This window comes from Vibrio sp. LQ2 (genome assembly GCF_023920125.1).
GTDB classification, from domain to species: Bacteria; Pseudomonadota; Gammaproteobacteria; order Enterobacterales; family Vibrionaceae; genus Vibrio; species Vibrio fluvialis.
In genome coordinates, this window is the sequence record NZ_CP085308.1 from 3,407,734 (window position 1) to 3,422,998 (window position 15,265).

29 protein-coding genes are annotated in these 15,265 nt (G+C 47.7%); 25 read left to right on the top strand and 4 right to left on the bottom strand.

Annotation, left to right across the window (positions count from 1 at the left end):
- The first annotated feature begins 2 nt into the window (after positions 1-2).
- The 24 genes from rplB to rplQ all read left to right on the top strand — a co-directional run bounded on the left by rplB (position 3) and on the right by rplQ (position 11,784).
- The gene (gene rplB / locus LGV68_RS15880) at positions 3-827 is read left to right on the top strand and encodes a 50S ribosomal protein L2 (RefSeq protein WP_020329477.1); all 825 of its coding nucleotides are present in this window, start codon (positions 3-5) and stop codon (positions 825-827) included.
- 22 nt (positions 828-849) lie between these two features.
- Positions 850-1,128 (top strand): 30S ribosomal protein S19, encoded by a 279-nt coding sequence (gene rpsS / locus LGV68_RS15885; protein ID WP_004394525.1) that lies wholly within the window; start codon positions 850-852, stop codon positions 1,126-1,128.
- 10 nt (positions 1,129-1,138) lie between these two features.
- Positions 1,139-1,471 carry a 50S ribosomal protein L22 gene (gene rplV / locus LGV68_RS15890; RefSeq protein ID WP_020329478.1) on the top strand — a complete coding sequence of 111 codons (333 nt, stop codon included), beginning with the start codon at positions 1,139-1,141 and terminating at the stop codon, positions 1,469-1,471.
- A 19-nt stretch (positions 1,472-1,490) separates the two neighbouring features.
- Positions 1,491-2,192 (top strand): 30S ribosomal protein S3, encoded by a 702-nt coding sequence (rpsC, locus tag LGV68_RS15895; RefSeq protein ID WP_020329479.1) that lies wholly within the window; start codon positions 1,491-1,493, stop codon positions 2,190-2,192.
- Between the two features lie 11 nt (positions 2,193-2,203).
- Entirely contained in the window at positions 2,204-2,614 is a 411-nt protein-coding gene (gene rplP / locus LGV68_RS15900; protein ID WP_004728605.1) for a 50S ribosomal protein L16, read from the top strand.
- The gene (rpmC, locus tag LGV68_RS15905) at positions 2,614-2,805 is read left to right on the top strand and encodes a 50S ribosomal protein L29 (protein WP_020329480.1); all 192 of its coding nucleotides are present in this window, start codon (positions 2,614-2,616) and stop codon (positions 2,803-2,805) included. The genes rplP and rpmC overlap by 1 nt, the downstream gene beginning before the upstream one ends.
- Complete coding sequence (gene rpsQ, locus LGV68_RS15910) at positions 2,805-3,059, top strand: 30S ribosomal protein S17 (protein WP_020329481.1); 255 nt, start codon at positions 2,805-2,807, stop codon at positions 3,057-3,059. Before rpmC ends, rpsQ begins: the two co-directional genes overlap by 1 nt.
- A 161-nt stretch (positions 3,060-3,220) precedes the next feature.
- Positions 3,221-3,592: a 50S ribosomal protein L14 gene (gene rplN, locus LGV68_RS15915; RefSeq protein WP_004394532.1), complete on the top strand. Its 372-nt coding sequence runs from the start codon at positions 3,221-3,223 to the stop codon at positions 3,590-3,592.
- A 14-nt stretch (positions 3,593-3,606) separates the two neighbouring features.
- Complete coding sequence (rplX, locus tag LGV68_RS15920; RefSeq protein WP_020329482.1) at positions 3,607-3,924, top strand: 50S ribosomal protein L24; 318 nt, start codon at positions 3,607-3,609, stop codon at positions 3,922-3,924.
- 24 nt (positions 3,925-3,948) lie between these two features.
- Positions 3,949-4,488, top strand: a complete 540-nt coding sequence (rplE, locus tag LGV68_RS15925; RefSeq protein WP_020329483.1) for a 50S ribosomal protein L5 — start codon at positions 3,949-3,951, stop codon at positions 4,486-4,488.
- A gap of 17 nt (positions 4,489-4,505) precedes the next feature.
- Positions 4,506-4,811 carry a 30S ribosomal protein S14 gene (gene rpsN / locus LGV68_RS15930; RefSeq protein ID WP_020329484.1) on the top strand — a complete coding sequence of 102 codons (306 nt, stop codon included), beginning with the start codon at positions 4,506-4,508 and terminating at the stop codon, positions 4,809-4,811.
- A gap of 29 nt (positions 4,812-4,840) precedes the next feature.
- On the top strand, positions 4,841-5,233 hold the full coding sequence (gene rpsH, locus LGV68_RS15935) for a 30S ribosomal protein S8 (protein WP_020329485.1): 393 nt from the start codon (positions 4,841-4,843) through the stop codon (positions 5,231-5,233).
- A gap of 12 nt (positions 5,234-5,245) precedes the next feature.
- On the top strand, positions 5,246-5,779 hold the full coding sequence (rplF, locus tag LGV68_RS15940) for a 50S ribosomal protein L6 (RefSeq protein WP_020329486.1): 534 nt from the start codon (positions 5,246-5,248) through the stop codon (positions 5,777-5,779).
- A gap of 9 nt (positions 5,780-5,788) precedes the next feature.
- Positions 5,789-6,142, top strand: coding sequence for a 50S ribosomal protein L18 (rplR, locus tag LGV68_RS15945; protein WP_020329487.1), 354 nt, complete (start codon positions 5,789-5,791; stop codon positions 6,140-6,142).
- A gap of 15 nt (positions 6,143-6,157) precedes the next feature.
- Positions 6,158-6,661 carry a 30S ribosomal protein S5 gene (gene rpsE / locus LGV68_RS15950; protein WP_004728614.1) on the top strand — a complete coding sequence of 168 codons (504 nt, stop codon included), beginning with the start codon at positions 6,158-6,160 and terminating at the stop codon, positions 6,659-6,661.
- Positions 6,662-6,668: 7 nt separating this feature from the next.
- Entirely contained in the window at positions 6,669-6,845 is a 177-nt protein-coding gene (gene rpmD, locus LGV68_RS15955) for a 50S ribosomal protein L30 (RefSeq protein WP_000201159.1), read from the top strand.
- A gap of 5 nt (positions 6,846-6,850) precedes the next feature.
- Positions 6,851-7,285 (top strand): 50S ribosomal protein L15, encoded by a 435-nt coding sequence (gene rplO, locus LGV68_RS15960; RefSeq protein ID WP_020329488.1) that lies wholly within the window; start codon positions 6,851-6,853, stop codon positions 7,283-7,285.
- Positions 7,286-7,305: 20 nt separating this feature from the next.
- Positions 7,306-8,640: a preprotein translocase subunit SecY gene (secY, locus tag LGV68_RS15965; protein ID WP_004728616.1), complete on the top strand. Its 1,335-nt coding sequence runs from the start codon at positions 7,306-7,308 to the stop codon at positions 8,638-8,640.
- Between the two features lie 37 nt (positions 8,641-8,677).
- On the top strand, positions 8,678-8,791 hold the full coding sequence (gene rpmJ / locus LGV68_RS15970) for a 50S ribosomal protein L36 (protein WP_000868186.1): 114 nt from the start codon (positions 8,678-8,680) through the stop codon (positions 8,789-8,791).
- A gap of 149 nt (positions 8,792-8,940) precedes the next feature.
- Positions 8,941-9,297: a 30S ribosomal protein S13 gene (rpsM, locus tag LGV68_RS15975; protein WP_020329489.1), complete on the top strand. Its 357-nt coding sequence runs from the start codon at positions 8,941-8,943 to the stop codon at positions 9,295-9,297.
- Positions 9,298-9,316: 19 nt separating this feature from the next.
- The gene (gene rpsK / locus LGV68_RS15980; RefSeq protein WP_001118870.1) at positions 9,317-9,706 is read left to right on the top strand and encodes a 30S ribosomal protein S11; all 390 of its coding nucleotides are present in this window, start codon (positions 9,317-9,319) and stop codon (positions 9,704-9,706) included.
- Positions 9,707-9,733: 27 nt separating this feature from the next.
- Positions 9,734-10,354 (top strand): 30S ribosomal protein S4, encoded by a 621-nt coding sequence (gene rpsD / locus LGV68_RS15985; protein ID WP_020329490.1) that lies wholly within the window; start codon positions 9,734-9,736, stop codon positions 10,352-10,354.
- A gap of 24 nt (positions 10,355-10,378) precedes the next feature.
- Entirely contained in the window at positions 10,379-11,371 is a 993-nt protein-coding gene (gene rpoA / locus LGV68_RS15990) for a DNA-directed RNA polymerase subunit alpha (protein WP_004728619.1), read from the top strand.
- Positions 11,372-11,397: 26 nt separating this feature from the next.
- Positions 11,398-11,784 (top strand): 50S ribosomal protein L17, encoded by a 387-nt coding sequence (gene rplQ / locus LGV68_RS15995; protein WP_001216360.1) that lies wholly within the window; start codon positions 11,398-11,400, stop codon positions 11,782-11,784.
- Positions 11,785-11,850: 66 nt separating this feature from the next.
- Here the strand turns inward: rplQ and LGV68_RS16000 are convergent, their stop codons facing one another.
- Positions 11,851-12,339, bottom strand: coding sequence for a DUF2780 domain-containing protein (locus tag LGV68_RS16000; protein ID WP_020429109.1), 489 nt, complete (start codon positions 12,337-12,339; stop codon positions 11,851-11,853).
- A 99-nt stretch (positions 12,340-12,438) separates the two neighbouring features.
- On the bottom strand, positions 12,439-13,059 hold the full coding sequence (locus LGV68_RS16005) for an FKBP-type peptidyl-prolyl cis-trans isomerase (RefSeq protein WP_020329492.1): 621 nt from the start codon (positions 13,057-13,059) through the stop codon (positions 12,439-12,441).
- A gap of 230 nt (positions 13,060-13,289) precedes the next feature.
- Between LGV68_RS16005 and LGV68_RS16010 the strand changes: the two genes are divergently transcribed.
- Positions 13,290-13,868: a LysM-like peptidoglycan-binding domain-containing protein gene (locus LGV68_RS16010; protein ID WP_020429107.1), complete on the top strand. Its 579-nt coding sequence runs from the start codon at positions 13,290-13,292 to the stop codon at positions 13,866-13,868.
- On the opposite strand, the gene LGV68_RS16015 is transcribed toward LGV68_RS16010, so the two are convergent.
- Together LGV68_RS16015 and LGV68_RS16020 are read right to left on the bottom strand one after the other, a co-directional pair.
- Positions 13,814-14,719, bottom strand: a complete 906-nt coding sequence (locus LGV68_RS16015; RefSeq protein ID WP_154183971.1) for a DMT family transporter — start codon at positions 14,717-14,719, stop codon at positions 13,814-13,816. The two genes, LGV68_RS16010 and LGV68_RS16015, sit on opposite strands and share 55 nt — an antisense overlap.
- Positions 14,716-15,168 (bottom strand): GNAT family N-acetyltransferase, encoded by a 453-nt coding sequence (locus LGV68_RS16020; RefSeq protein WP_238854238.1) that lies wholly within the window; start codon positions 15,166-15,168, stop codon positions 14,716-14,718. The genes LGV68_RS16015 and LGV68_RS16020 overlap by 4 nt, the downstream gene beginning before the upstream one ends.
- Between the last annotated feature and the right edge of the window lie 97 nt (positions 15,169-15,265).

The window sequence follows — 15,265 nt, forward strand, 5'->3', positions numbered from 1 at the left end:
AAATGGCTATTGTTAAATGTAAGCCGACTTCGGCTGGTCGTCGTCACGTAGTTAAAGTTGTTAACGCTGACCTGCACAAAGGTAAGCCTTACGCACCACTTCTAGAGAAAAACTCTAAGAACGGTGGTCGTAACAACAACGGTCGTATCACTGTTCGTCACATCGGTGGCGGTCACAAACAACACTACCGTGTAATCGACTTTAAACGTACTAAAGATGGCATCCCAGCGAAAGTTGAGCGCCTAGAATACGATCCAAACCGTAGCGCTAACATCGCTCTAGTTCTGTACGCAGACGGTGAGCGTCGTTACATCATTGCACCAAAAGGTATGCAAGCTGGTGACGTTATCCAATCTGGTGTTGATGCACCGATCAAAGCGGGTAACACTCTGCCAATGCGCAATATCCCAGTAGGTTCTACAGTTCACTGTGTTGAACTGACTCCTGGTAAAGGTGCACAGCTAGCTCGTTCTGCGGGTGCATATGCTCAAATCGTTGCTCGCGACGGTTCATATGTAACTATCCGTCTACGTTCTGGCGAAATGCGTAAAGTATTGTCTGAAGGCCGTGCAACAATCGGCGAAGTAGGCAACTCTGAGCACATGCTACGTGAACTGGGTAAAGCTGGTGCTAGCCGCTGGCGCGGTGTTCGTCCAACCGTTCGCGGTGTGGTAATGAACCCGGTTGACCACCCACACGGTGGTGGTGAAGGCCGTACTTCTGGTGGTCGTCACCCAGTTTCTCCTTGGGGTATGCCAACTAAAGGCTTCAAGACCCGTAAGAACAAACGCACTGACAAGTACATCGTACGTCGTCGTAACAAGTAATCTATTTTAAAGAGGAATCGCCATGCCACGTTCTCTCAAGAAGGGTCCATTTATTGACCTACACTTGCTGAAGAAGGTAGAGAAAGCGGTGGAAAGCGGAGACAAAAAGCCTATTAAGACTTGGTCCCGTCGTTCAATGATCATTCCAACAATGATCGGTTTGACCATCGCTGTCCATAATGGTCGTCAACACGTTCCAGTTTTTGTAACTGACGAGATGATCGGTCACAAACTGGGTGAATTTGCACCAACTCGCACTTACCGCGGTCACGCTGCGGATAAGAAAGCTAAGAAGCGTTAAGGAGTAAATAATGGAAGCATTAGCTAAACATAACTTTGCTCGCATTTCGCCTCAGAAAGCTCGCTTAGTTGCAGATCAAATCCGTGGTAAATCAGTTGACCAGGCTCTACAAGTTCTGACTTTCAGCAACAAAAAAGCTGCTGAACTGATCAAGAAAGTTCTAGAGTCAGCTATCGCGAACGCGGAGCACAACGAAGGTGCTGATATCGACGACCTACGTGTCGCTAAAATCTTCGTAGATGAGGGCCCAGTCATGAAGCGTATTATGCCTCGTGCTAAAGGCCGTGCGGATCGTATCTTGAAGCGTTCAAGCCACATCACTGTGGTTGTCGCAGATCGCTAAGAGACTAGGAGAGTAAGCAATGGGTCAAAAAGTACATCCAAATGGTATTCGTCTAGGCATCGTTAAGCCTTGGAATGCTACATGGTTTGCTAACACCAAAGATTTCGCTGACAACCTAGACGGCGACTTCAAGGTACGTCAGTTCCTAACTAAAGAACTGTCAAAAGCGTCTCTTTCACGCATCGTTATCGAGCGTCCTGCTAAGAGCATCCGTGTGACTATTCACACTGCTCGTCCAGGCGTTGTAATCGGTAAGAAAGGTGAAGACGTTGAGAAGCTACGCGCAGCAGTAGCGAAAATCGCAGGTGTACCAGCGCAAATCAACATCGCTGAAGTACGCAAGCCTGAGCTAGACGGCCAACTAGTGGCTGATAGCATCGCGTCTCAACTAGAGCGTCGCGTTATGTTCCGTCGTGCTATGAAGCGCGCAGTTCAAAACGCTATGCGTCTAGGCGCTAAAGGTATCAAAGTGGAAGTAAGCGGCCGTCTAGGCGGTGCTGAAATTGCACGTTCTGAGTGGTACCGTGAAGGCCGTGTGCCTCTACACACTCTACGTGCTGACATTGATTACGCAACTTCTTCGGCTCACACCACATACGGTGTAATCGGCGTTAAAGTTTGGATCTTCAAAGGTGAGATTCTAGGCGGTATGCCAGCTGCTAACGCAGTAGAGCCAAAGGCTGACAAGCCTAACAAGAAGCCGCGTAAAGGCCGTAAGTAAGGAGTCGACAGATGCTACAACCTAAACGTACTAAGTTCCGTAAGGTTCATACAGGTCGTAACCGTGGTCTGGCAAAAGGTACAGAAGTAAGCTTCGGTTCTTTTGGTTTGAAAGCTGTAGGCCGTGGTCGTCTAACTGCTCGTCAAATCGAAGCGGCACGTCGTGCGATGACGCGTCACATTAAGCGTCAAGGTAAAATCTGGATCCGTGTGTTCCCAGACAAGCCAATCACAGAAAAACCACTAGAAGTTCGTCAAGGTAAGGGTAAAGGTAACGTTGAGTACTGGGTAGCCCAAATCCAACCTGGTAAGGTTATGTACGAAGTTGATGGTGTACCTGAAGAACTGGCTCGTGAAGCGTTCCGTCTAGCGGCGCGTAAACTGCCATTCAAGACTACATTTGTAACTAAACAGGTGATGTGATGAAAGCACAAGATCTACGCGAGAAAAGCGTTGAAGAGCTTAATGCAGAGCTACTGAATCTGCTTAAAGAGCAGTTCAACTTGCGCATGCAAGCTGCAACTGGTCAACTACAGCAAACTCATACTCTGAAAGCTGTCCGCCGTGATATCGCACGTGTGAAAACTGTTTTGACTGAGAAGGCAGGCGCATAATGAGCGACAAAATTCGTACCCAACAAGGTCGTGTTACTAGCGACAAGATGGACAAGTCTATCACTGTTGCTATCGAGCGTTTCGTAAAGCACCCAATCTACGGTAAATTCGTTAAGCGCACGACTAAAGTACACGCACATGATGAGAACAACGAATGTGGCCTAGGCGACTTAGTTGAAATCAAAGAGTGTCGTCCACTGTCTAAGACTAAGTCTTGGACTTTGGTGAAAGTAGTAGAAAAAGCAAAAATCTAATTTAGCTTGAACTACTAAAAAAGCGGCCCCAATTATTTTTGGGGCCGCTTGTTTTTTGACTACCCAATCACAAAAAAGGGTGGTACAATTCGCGTCCCTTTAAAGAGGCAGCCCGACCCGAGATGGGTCTAGTTAATTTAAATATTTAGCGGAGCACTAACATGATCCAAATGCAAAGTATGCTGGACGCAGCTGATAACTCAGGCGCTCGCAGCGTAATGTGTATTAAGGTTCTGGGTGGCTCTCACCGTCGTTACGCCCACGTTGGCGACATCATTAAAGTTACTGTTAAGGAAGCAATTCCACGCGGTAAAGTTAAGAAAGGTGATGTACTGAAGGCGGTGGTAGTTCGCACCCGTAAAGGCGTTCGTCGTCCAGACGGTTCTGTCATTCGCTTCGACCGTAATGCTTGCGTATTGTTGAACAACAACACCGAGCAACCAATCGGTACACGTATCTTTGGTCCAGTGACTCGTGAACTTCGTAACGCGAAATTCATGAAGATTGTTTCACTGGCTCCAGAAGTTCTGTAAGGAGCACGTAAAAGATGGCAGCTAAAATCCGTCGTAATGACGAAGTAGTCGTTCTTGCCGGTAAAGATAAAGGCAAGAAAGGTAAAGTAACTAAGGTTCTAGCAACTGGTAAAGTTATCGTTGAAGGTATCAACCTTGTTAAGAAACACCAGAAACCTGTTCCTGCACTAGGTATCCAAGGCGGTATCGTAGAGCAAGAAGCAGCTATCGATGTTTCTAACGTTGCAATTTTCAACGCAGCAACTGGTAAAGCGGACCGTATCGGTTTCCGAATCGAAGACGGCAAGAAAGTTCGTTTCTTCAAGTCTAACGGCGAAACCGTTTCTAACTAATTAGAAGTAATTTGGAGTTCTACTATGGCGAAACTGCATGATTACTACAAGTCGTCTGTAGTCGCTGAACTGACCAAACAGTTCGGTTACACAAGCGTCATGCAAGTCCCTAGAATTGAGAAAATCACCCTCAACATGGGCGTTGGTGAAGCAATCAACGATAAGAAACTACTAGAAAACGCAGCAGCTGATATGGCTATCATCTCTGGTCAAAAGCCACTGGTGACTAAAGCACGTAAATCTGTTGCAGGTTTCAAAATTCGTGAAGGCTACCCAATTGGTTGTAAAGTAACCTTGCGTGGCGAACGCATGTGGGATTTTCTGGAGCGTCTGATTTCGATCGCTCTACCACGTGTACGTGACTTCCGTGGTGTTAGCGCTAAGTCTTTTGACGGTCGCGGTAACTACAGCATGGGCGTTCGCGAGCAAATCATCTTCCCGGAAATCGACTACGATAAAGTCGATCGTGTGCGCGGTCTTGATATTACTATCACGACAACTGCTGCAAACGATGAGGAAGGCCGTGCTCTGCTGGCTGCCTTTAACTTCCCATTCCGTAAGTAAGGTGAAGGGTTACTGTTATGGCTAAACAATCAATGAAAGCACGTGAAGAAAAACGTGCAAAGCTAGTAGCTAAGTTCGCTGAAAAGCGTGCAGCGCTTAAAGCTATCATCAGCGATGTAAACGCATCTGAAGAAGATCGTTGGAACGCAGTTCTGACACTGCAATCTCTTCCACGTGATTCAAGTGCATCACGTCAGCGCAACCGTTGTAACCAAACTGGTCGTCCACACGGTTACCTACGTAAGTTCGGTCTAAGCCGTATCAAAGTTCGTGAAGCTTGCATGAAAGGCGAGATTCCTGGACTTCGTAAGGCTAGCTGGTAATTGCCACTTAATCATTTGGAGTAAAGTTTATGAGCATGCAAGATCCGATTTCGGATATGCTGACCCGTATTCGTAACGGTCAGGCAGCAAACAAAGTTGCTGTTAAAATGCCTTCTTCAAAGCTTAAAGTTGCAATTGCTGCACTACTTAAAGCTGAAGGTTACATCGTTGACTTCGCTGTTGAAAGCGAAGCAAAACCTGAGCTGGAAATTACTCTTAAGTATTTCCAAGCAAAACCAGTAATCGAGCAAATCAAACGCGTTTCTCGTCCAGGTCTTCGTGTTTACAAGAAGAAAGACGAGCTGCCATCTGTGATGGGCGGTCTTGGTGTTGCTGTTGTTTCCACTTCCAAAGGTCTGATGTCAGACCGCGCTGCTCGCAAAGCAGGTCTTGGTGGTGAAATCATCGCTTACGTAGCGTAATAGGAGTAGAAAATGTCTCGTGTTGCTAAAGCACCTGTCGCTATTCCAGCTGGCGTAGAGGTGAAACTGAACGGCCAAGAGATCACTGTTAAAGGCGCTAAAGGTGAACTAACTCGCGTTGTTCACAATGGCGTAGTGATCGCACAGGAAGAAAACAACCTGACTTTCGGCCCTCGTGAAGGTGTTGAAAATGCATGGGCTCAAGCAGGTACTGCTCGCGCTCTTGTAAACAACATGGTTGTTGGTGTTACTGAAGGCTTTACGAAGAAGCTAGTTCTTAAAGGTGTTGGTTACCGTGCTGCTATCAAAGGCAACGCTGTAGGTCTGACCCTAGGCTTCTCTCACCCTGTTGAGCATGAACTGCCAGAGGGCGTTAAAGCCGAATGTCCAAGCCAAACTGAGATCATCCTGACTGGTTGTGATAAACAAGTCATCGGTCAAGTTGCGGCTGACATTCGTTCTTACCGCGCGCCTGAGCCATACAAAGGCAAAGGTATTCGTTACGCAGATGAAAATGTGCGTAGTAAAGAAGCTAAGAAGAAGTAAGGTAACACTATGGATAAGAAAGCATCTCGCATCCGTCGTGCTACACGTGCACGTCGTAAGATTGCAGAACTGGGTGCAACTCGCCTAGTAGTACACCGTACTCCTCGTCACGTGTACGCTCAAGTGATTGCAGCTAATGGCTCTGAGGTTATCGCAGCCGCTTCTACTGTAGAAAAAGCGATCCGTGAGCAAGTGAAATACTCTGGTAACATCGAAGCAGCAAAAGCAGTTGGTAAAGCAGTTGCTGAGCGTGCGCTTGAAAAAGGCGTAACGGTAGTTGCATTCGATCGTTCTGGTTTCCAATACCACGGTCGAGTGGCGGCGCTAGCAGACTCTGCTCGCGAAGCTGGTCTGAAATTCTAAGGTAGGGTTGGAAAGATGGCTAAAGAACAACAAGTTCAAGCGAATGATTTGCAAGAAAAGCTAATCGCCGTTAACCGCGTTTCTAAGACGGTTAAAGGTGGTCGAATCATGAGCTTTACTGCACTGACTGTAGTTGGTGACGGTAACGGTCGTGTAGGTTTCGGTTACGGCAAAGCTCGTGAAGTACCTGCAGCGATCCAAAAAGCAATGGAAAAAGCGCGTCGTAACATGACTACGATCGCTCTGAACGAAGGTACTCTTCACCACCCGGTGAAAGGTCGCCATTCGGGCTCTAAAGTTTACATGCAGCCTGCTGCAGAAGGTACTGGTGTAATCGCAGGTGGTGCGATGCGTGCAGTACTTGAAGTTGCTGGTGTACACAACGTTCTGTCTAAAGCATACGGTTCTACGAACCCTATCAACATCGTTCGTGCAACGATCGATGCACTAGCAAGCGTTAAGTCACCTGAAATGGTTGCTGCTAAACGTGGTCTGACTGTTGAATCTATTTCGGAGTAAGAACACCATGGCAACTATTAAAGTAACTCAAACTAAAAGCTCAATTGGTCGCCTGCCTAAGCACAAAGCTACTTTGCGCGGTCTAGGCCTTCGTAAAATCAACCACACAGTAGAACTTGAAGATACTCCGTGCGTGCGCGGTATGATCAACAAGGTTTACTACATGGTTAAAGTTGAGGAGTAATCATAATGCTTTTGAATACTCTATCACCGGCTGCGGGTTCTAAGCCTTCTAAGAAGCGCCTAGGCCGTGGTATCGGTTCTGGCCTTGGTAAAACTGGTGGCCGTGGCCACAAAGGTCAAAAGTCACGTTCTGGCGGTACTGTTCGTCCAGGTTTTGAAGGCGGTCAAATGCCTCTGAAACAACGTCTACCAAAATTCGGTTTCACTTCTCGCAAGAGCCTAGTGTCTGCTGAAGTTCGTCTAGCTGAGCTAGCGAAAGTAACTGGTGACGTAGTTGATCTGAACAGCCTGAAAGCGGCTAACATCGTTACTAAGAACATCGAGTTTGTTAAAGTTGTTCTTTCTGGCGAGATCAACAAAGCAGTGACTGTTAAAGGTCTGCGCGTGACTAAAGGCGCTAAAGCTGCAATCGAAGCTGCAGGCGGTAAAATCGAGGAATAATCTCGAGGATTGAGGTACAGATGGCTAAGAAACCAGGACAAGATTTTCGTAGTGCTCAGAGCGGCTTAAGTGAACTGAAGTCGCGCTTGTTATTCGTAGTGGGTGCGCTTCTAGTATTCCGAGCAGGCTCTTTTGTGCCGATTCCTGGTATTGACGCTGCTGTACTTGCCGATTTGTTCGAACAGCAAAAAGGCACCATCATTGAAATGTTTAACATGTTCTCTGGTGGTGCACTTTCGCGTGCATCTATATTCGCACTGGGCATCATGCCGTATATCTCGGCATCTATTGTTGTTCAGTTGTTGACTGTAGTTCATCCAGCGTTAGCGGAACTCAAAAAAGAGGGTGAAGCAGGCCGTCGTAAGATCAGCCAATATACGCGCTACGGCACGCTTGTACTTGCAACTTTCCAAGCTATTGGTATTGCAACTGGCTTACCAAACATGGTCGACAATCTGGTTGTTATCAACCAAACCATGTTTACGCTAATTGCTACCGTGAGTTTAGTAACCGGCACCATGTTCCTGATGTGGTTAGGTGAACAAATTACAGAGCGTGGAATTGGTAATGGTATTTCATTGCTAATTTTTGCAGGTATTGTTGCTGGATTGCCAAAAGCAATCGGACAAACAATCGAGCAAGCGCGTCAAGGTGAACTGCATGTACTTCTTCTACTGTTAATCGCAGTAGTAGCTTTTGCTGTTATTTACTTCGTTGTTTTCATGGAACGTGGTCAGCGTCGAATCGTCGTGAACTACGCGAAGCGTCAACAAGGTCGTAAAGTATTTGCAGCGCAGAGCACGCATCTGCCGTTGAAAATCAACATGGCGGGTGTTATCCCTGCGATTTTTGCATCAAGCATTATCCTGTTCCCTGGAACACTGGCTCAGTGGTTCGGTCAGAACGGTGAGAGCAGCACATTCGGTTGGCTAACTGATGTGTCTTTGGCTCTTAGCCCAGGCCAGCCTCTGTATGTAATGCTTTATGCAGCAGCGATTATTTTCTTCTGTTTCTTCTATACAGCGTTGGTATTTAACCCACGTGAAACAGCAGATAACCTGAAGAAGTCTGGTGCATTCGTACCCGGTATCCGCCCAGGTGAACAGACAGCTAAATACATTGATAAAGTAATGACTCGCCTAACCCTTGCTGGTGCGCTATACATTACTTTCATCTGTCTGATCCCTGAGTTCATGATGGTCGCTTGGAACGTACGTTTCTACTTCGGCGGCACATCACTACTGATTGTAGTTGTCGTAATCATGGACTTTATGGCACAGGTACAGACACATATGATGTCAAATCAATATGAGTCTGTGTTGAAAAAGGCAAATCTGAAGGGTTACGGCCGTTAATCGGTCGCCATTCAGAGTAGATTTACGGAGTTTAGCAATGAAAGTTCGTGCTTCCGTTAAAAAAATCTGCCGTAACTGTAAAGTTATCAAGCGTAACGGTGTCGTTCGCGTGATTTGCAGTGAGCCAAAGCACAAGCAGCGCCAAGGCTAATAAGCAGAAATTTTTACTTGAAAAGTAAAGGTCGGTCGAGTATATTCCTCGGCCTACCTTTTGCGTGCAAAAGAAGTAGTATCCCGCAGCGTATCCTCTACGGGCTTTGCTGCGGATAATTCTTTTATAGAAAGTACTAGGAGTGAATAGTGGCCCGTATAGCAGGCATTAACATTCCTGATCAAAAACATGCTGTAATCGCACTAACAGCGATCTACGGTATCGGCAAAACTCGTTCTAAAGCTATCCTAGCTGAAGTGGGTATTGCTGAAAGTGTTAAGATCAGTGAACTAACTGAAGAGCAGATCGATCAACTGCGTGATGGTGTAGCTAAATACACTGTAGAGGGTGATCTACGTCGTGAAGTTTCCATGAACATCAAGCGTCTAATGGACCTTGGTTGTTACCGTGGTCTTCGTCATCGTCGCAGTCTACCACTACGTGGACAGCGTACTAAAACCAATGCTCGCACCCGTAAGGGTCCGCGTAAGCCGATCAAGAAATAATCGGGAAGGGTAGAGTACAATGGCTAAACAACCAACTCGCGCACGTAAGCGTGTACGCAAGCAAGTTGCTGATGGCGTAGCGCACATTCATGCATCTTTCAACAACACAATCGTTACCATTACTGACCGTCAAGGTAATGCACTAGCTTGGGCTACTGCAGGTGGTTCTGGTTTCCGTGGTTCTCGTAAATCAACTCCGTTCGCTGCACAGGTTGCTGCTGAGCGTTGTGCTGAAATGGCTAAAGAATATGGCCTGAAGAACCTGGAAGTTATGGTTAAGGGTCCTGGTCCAGGTCGTGAATCTACTGTTCGCGCACTGAACGCCGCTGGTTTCCGTATCACTAACATCGTTGATGCGACACCAATCCCTCATAACGGTTGTCGTCCACCTAAGAAACGTCGCGTTTAACGTTTCTGGGAACATTGGAGAAAGATCATGGCAAGATATTTGGGTCCTAAGCTGAAGCTTAGCCGCCGCGAAGGTACTGACTTGTTCCTTAAGTCAGGCGTTCGTGCGATTGATACCAAGTGTAAAATCGATAACGCACCAGGTGTACACGGCGCTCGTCGCGGTCGTCTATCTGAGTATGGCGTTCAGCTTCGTGAGAAGCAAAAAGTTCGTCGTATCTATGGCGTTCTAGAAAAACAATTCCGTAACTACTACAAAGAAGCAGCTCGCCTTAAAGGTAACACTGGTGAGAACCTACTTCAGCTTCTTGAAGGTCGTCTAGACAACGTAGTTTACCGCATGGGCTTTGGCGCAACTCGCGCAGAAGCACGCCAACTAGTTAGCCACAAAGCTATCCTAGTTAACGGTAAAGTTGTAAACGTTCCTTCTTTCAATGTTGCGGCTAACGACGTTGTTGCAATCCGTGAGAAAGCGAAAAAGCAATCTCGCATTAAAGCAGCTCTAGAAGTTGCAGAACAACGCGAAAAACCAACTTGGATTGAAGTAGATGCTAGCACGATGGAAGGTACTTTCAAGCGTTTGCCTGAACGTTCAGATCTATCAGCTGACATCAACGAACAATTGATCGTCGAGCTTTACTCTAAGTAAGGTTTAAACTAAAGAGAGGACACAATGCAGGGTTCTGTAACAGAATTTCTTAAGCCACGTCTTGTTGATATCGAACAAATCAGCACGACACACGCAAAAGTAACTCTTGAGCCATTAGAGCGTGGTTTCGGCCATACTCTGGGTAATGCACTTCGCCGTATTCTTCTATCTTCTATGCCGGGTTGTGCCGTAACAGAAGTAGAGATTGAAGGCGTACTTCACGAGTACAGCACCAAAGAAGGTGTTCAGGAAGATATCCTTGAGATTCTACTGAACCTGAAAGGTTTGGCTGTTCGCGTTGCCGAAGGCAAAGATGAAGTGTTCATTACACTAAACAAATCAGGCTCGGGCCCTGTGGTTGCAGGTGACATCACCCATGATGGTGATGTAGAGATCGTAAACCCTGAACACGTTATTTGTCACCTAACTGATGACAACGCTGAGATCGCTATGCGTATCAAAGTTGAACGTGGTCGTGGTTATGTTCCAGCTTCTGCGCGTATCCATACCGAAGAAGACGAGCGTCCAATTGGTCGTCTGCTTGTCGACGCGACTTTCAGCCCAGTAGACAAAATTGCCTACTCTGTTGATGCAGCGCGTGTTGAACAACGTACTGACCTGGACAAGCTAGTTATCGATATGGAAACTAACGGTACTCTTGAACCTGAGGAAGCAATCCGTCGTGCAGCAACTATTCTTGCTGAACAACTGGATGCATTCGTAGATCTACGTGATGTACGAGTTCCTGAGGAGAAAGAAGAGAAGCCTGAATTCGATCCGATCCTACTGCGTCCTGTAGACGATCTTGAACTAACAGTTCGCTCTGCTAACTGTCTGAAAGCAGAAGCGATTCACTACATCGGTGATCTAGTACAGCGCACTGAGGTTGAGCTACTTAAAACGCCTAACCTTGGTAAGAAATCTCTTACAGAGATTAAAGACGTGCTTGCATCACGTGGTCTGTCTCTGGGCATGCGCCTAGAAAACTGGCCGCCAGCGTCAATCGCTGAAGATTAATCGATACTAGTTAGAAGGATTTGGTCATGCGCCATCGTAAGAGTGGTCGTCAACTCAACCGCAACAGCAGTCATCGCAAAGCGATGTTCAGCAACATGGCTAGCTCTCTAGTACGTCATGAAGTTATCAAGACTACTTTGCCAAAAGCTAAAGAGCTACGTCGCGTAGTTGAGCCTTTGATTACACTAGCTAAGACTGACAGTGTTGCTAACCGTCGTCTAGCATTTGCACGCACTCGTGACAACGAAGTCGTTGCTAAACTGTTTAACGAACTAGGTCCACGTTTCGCTGCACGTCAAGGCGGCTACACTCGCATTCTGAAGTGTGGTTTCCGTGCAGGCGATAAAGCTCCAATGGCTTACATTGAGCTTGTTGATCGCCCAGAAGCTGCTGTTGAAGCTGCTGCTGAGTAATCAGTTCGTGATTAAAAAAGCCGAGCATCTGCTCGGCTTTTTTGTATCTGATGTTTCTGAAAAGCTTTATGCTCCCCACAAACTGCTCAGCGAGCTGAGTAAACCTTCACTGGCACCCTGACCCGTCAGATATTGCAGTAGAAGTGGTGCAAACTGCGACACCATACTCGAATCCAGACCCAGTTGCTCAAACACTTTATTCACCGACTCTAAGCTTTGAATGCCCGACAACATGTCTTTGCTGCCTGACAGATTAAGATTGGTCAGTTGATCCATACCCGGAATGAGTTTGCTGAGCTCAGCGCTGTTGCTATCGGATAATTGGTTTTGTGCCAAAGATAATAGTGCTCCAACCCCACCAGTGGCTTGTTGATCGGAGATCGGGAGTTGGCTGGTTACTTGAGAGATGAGTGCTGAATTACTTTCTGCCTGACTGAGCGTACTGCTGACCATGCTGGCGAGATCATCGTTACTGCTGCCTAGGTTGAGGAAGGCATAACTTGGGGCACTGAATACGGTTCCTAGCATCAGTGTCCAGACGAGAGAGTGTTTCATGATGACGGTCATTCCTAAATGTTGGCTGAAGTTTAAGTTTAGATAAAAAAAGCGGCGCTGAGCGCCGCTTGATGTTAATTCTTTGCTAATTCGTTCTGCTTACAGAATGTCCAGCAGTTCCACTTCAAATACTAGGGCAGCAAATGGAGGGATAGCGGCACCTGCGCCACGCTCGCCGTATGCTAGGTCGTGTGGAATGTACAGTTTCCATTTTGAACCCACAGGCATCAGTTGCAGTGCTTCAACCCAACCTTTGATTACGCCAGTCACTGGGAACTCAGCTGGTTGACCGCGCGATACTGAGCTGTCGAATACCGTACCGTCTACCAGTTCACCGTGGTAGTGAACACGTACTGCTTTATCTGCAGTTGGGATTTCACCAGTACCTTCAGTGATCACTTCGTACTGCAGGCCAGATTCCAGAACGGTTACTTCTGAACGCAGAGCGTTGTCTTTCAGGAATGCATCACCTTCAGAGGCTGCTGCTTTTGCTGCTTCTTGGCGTGCTTCTTCAGCGCGCATGTGCAGAGCTTGCAGAGCTTGGTTGATTTCATCGATTTCAATTGCTGGCATGTCGCCAACCAGTGCAGTGGCAATACCCGCTGCAATTGCATCAACACTCAAGCCTTCCAGACCGCTACCTGCCAGTTGCTGGCCCATTTGCAGACCGATACCGTAGCTTGCTTTCTGTTCTACGGTTTCAAATTTTACGTCAGACATAAAAGTCACTCTTTGTCGTATCAATAAAGGCCACAGGATAACAGGTTCAGCATAGGGATGAAACGCCCGGCGGGAAATCGTTACAATAAGGGCGCAAGGTGTGACTTTGCGCAGAATACCAGAGGAAAATCTTCAGGATTATGTCAACCTTTAGCAGATTAGGGGCCTGCCTCTATACTCTCGGCACATGAGTTTTTATACTGTGGCAAGGATTTTAGGGACGGATTAACATGAATCGTCGACATAAGAAAAAGCAACAGACAGATTATCTCGCACTGATTCAAAGCAAGTGGGCAGCTATCGACTTCCAATTTGACTGGCGCCAATATCAGCAAAAAGTGGTGCAGTTCTGGCAACGACTGCCAAAGTTGCATCAACGTGCTCTGATGGTGTTGGTGCCGGTGGTTTTAATATTGATGGTGATTCCGTTGCCTCAGCATTCGGCTGAAGCACCACAAACGCCAGCGTCAGGCCAGCGTGTGGAAGTGAACATTAATACCCGTGGTTTGAGTGAGCAGCAGTCAGCAGAGCAAAGCAAACTCAAATCGACTGCGTGGCATGAATACATCGTGCAGCAAGGTGATACGCTTTCGCAGGTGTTTCGTAACAACGAACTGCCAATGGCCGATTTGAACGATCTGGTGAAAATCGAAGGCAGTGACAAACCACTGAGCCAAATTCAACAGGGCCAACTGATTCGGTTTAAACTCTCCAGTGAGGGTAAGTTGGACATTCTGCAACTCGAGAAAAATAATCAATCGGTGATGTTTTTCCGTTTGTCCGACGGCGGCTTTGGCCGCAGCAAATGACGCCCTGCTTGGCTTGCCCGTTTGAGAATTCTGACGGGCAGCAGCGGTAACACAATCAGCGCGATGCCAAGCCAGGTCAGGCTATCAGGCATCTCGTTGAACCACCACATTCCCATCAGTGCGACGAAAATCAATCCCGAATACTCCGCCAGCGCAATCTGGCTGGCTGGCGCACGTCGGTAGGCGGCGACAGCGAGGCCGTTGTAGGTCAGAACTAACAGAGCACTGCTGGCAACCCAGCCGATCTGTTCCAGAGTCATCGGGTGCCATTGCCACAAGGTGAGAGTCGCCGACAGCGGCAACGAAAACAGCGAAGTCCACATCAGGGTCGTGACGACTGTCTGCCTCGCGGGAATCTTCCGCGCCAGAATGTTAAACAGGGCTAACGTCATCGCTGTCCCGAGTGCAAACATGGCTGCCCAGTGAAACTGCGAGGGACGCAGTACCACCAACACGCCAATAAACCCCAATACCGTCGCCACGACTTTGCCCAGTCCGGGTGTTTCTTTAAGCAATACGATTGACAGCGGCAGCATCAGCAATGGCGCGGCGTAAAACACCGCATTCGCGGTCGCCAGCGGTAAATAAGTAATCGCAACCAACATGCAGCCACTGCCGATTAATACCAGGTGGGCGCGTAATGTGGTCACGCCTGGATTCAGCAATGCGCGCTGCGCGCGAGGTTGCCGCCACCACATGGGCAGAATGACAACCAACGAAATCAACTGGCGCAAAAACATATACTGAAAGGGCGACACTTCCCCATCAAGCAGCTTGACCGCAACATCCGAGAGTGATGCGGCCAGATTGCCCAGAACCAGTAACCACAGTGCCAGGGTATGAGGAGTCATGCGCCGCGCTTCATGTCCACATGCGCAATGCCATCTTCGAGATAGGTGGATGAGGTTCGTACAAAACCGTGACGGGCATAAAACTCCGACAGATGCTCCTGTGCGCCGATTTCAATCGCTTGATTGGGCCACAAGCTTTGGCATTGCTCGAGTGCTTCGCGAATCAGTTGATGGCCAAGACCATCTCCGCGGGCGGTCTGCAATGTCGCGACACGGCCGATACTGACGCTGGGATAGCTGACTTCGGGTGGCAGAAGACGAGAACAGGCGATCAACTGCCCATCTCGGTAGCCAAGCAGATGCTTGACGCCTTCGGCAATGTCTTTGTTGTCGAGTTCCGGATAGGGACAGGTTTGTTCAACGACGAACACGTCGACCCGCAGTTTAAGCAGTTCGTACAGTTGGTGGTTGGTGAGTTCAGAAAAAGAAAGGCATTGCCAGGTTACCATACGTCACTCCTTAGGATGGTTAGCGCTTTACTCTAGCAGCGCACCCCGGCTTCAGCATTAACAAAAGTTAAGCGTCGGCAGCAAAAAAATTAAATCA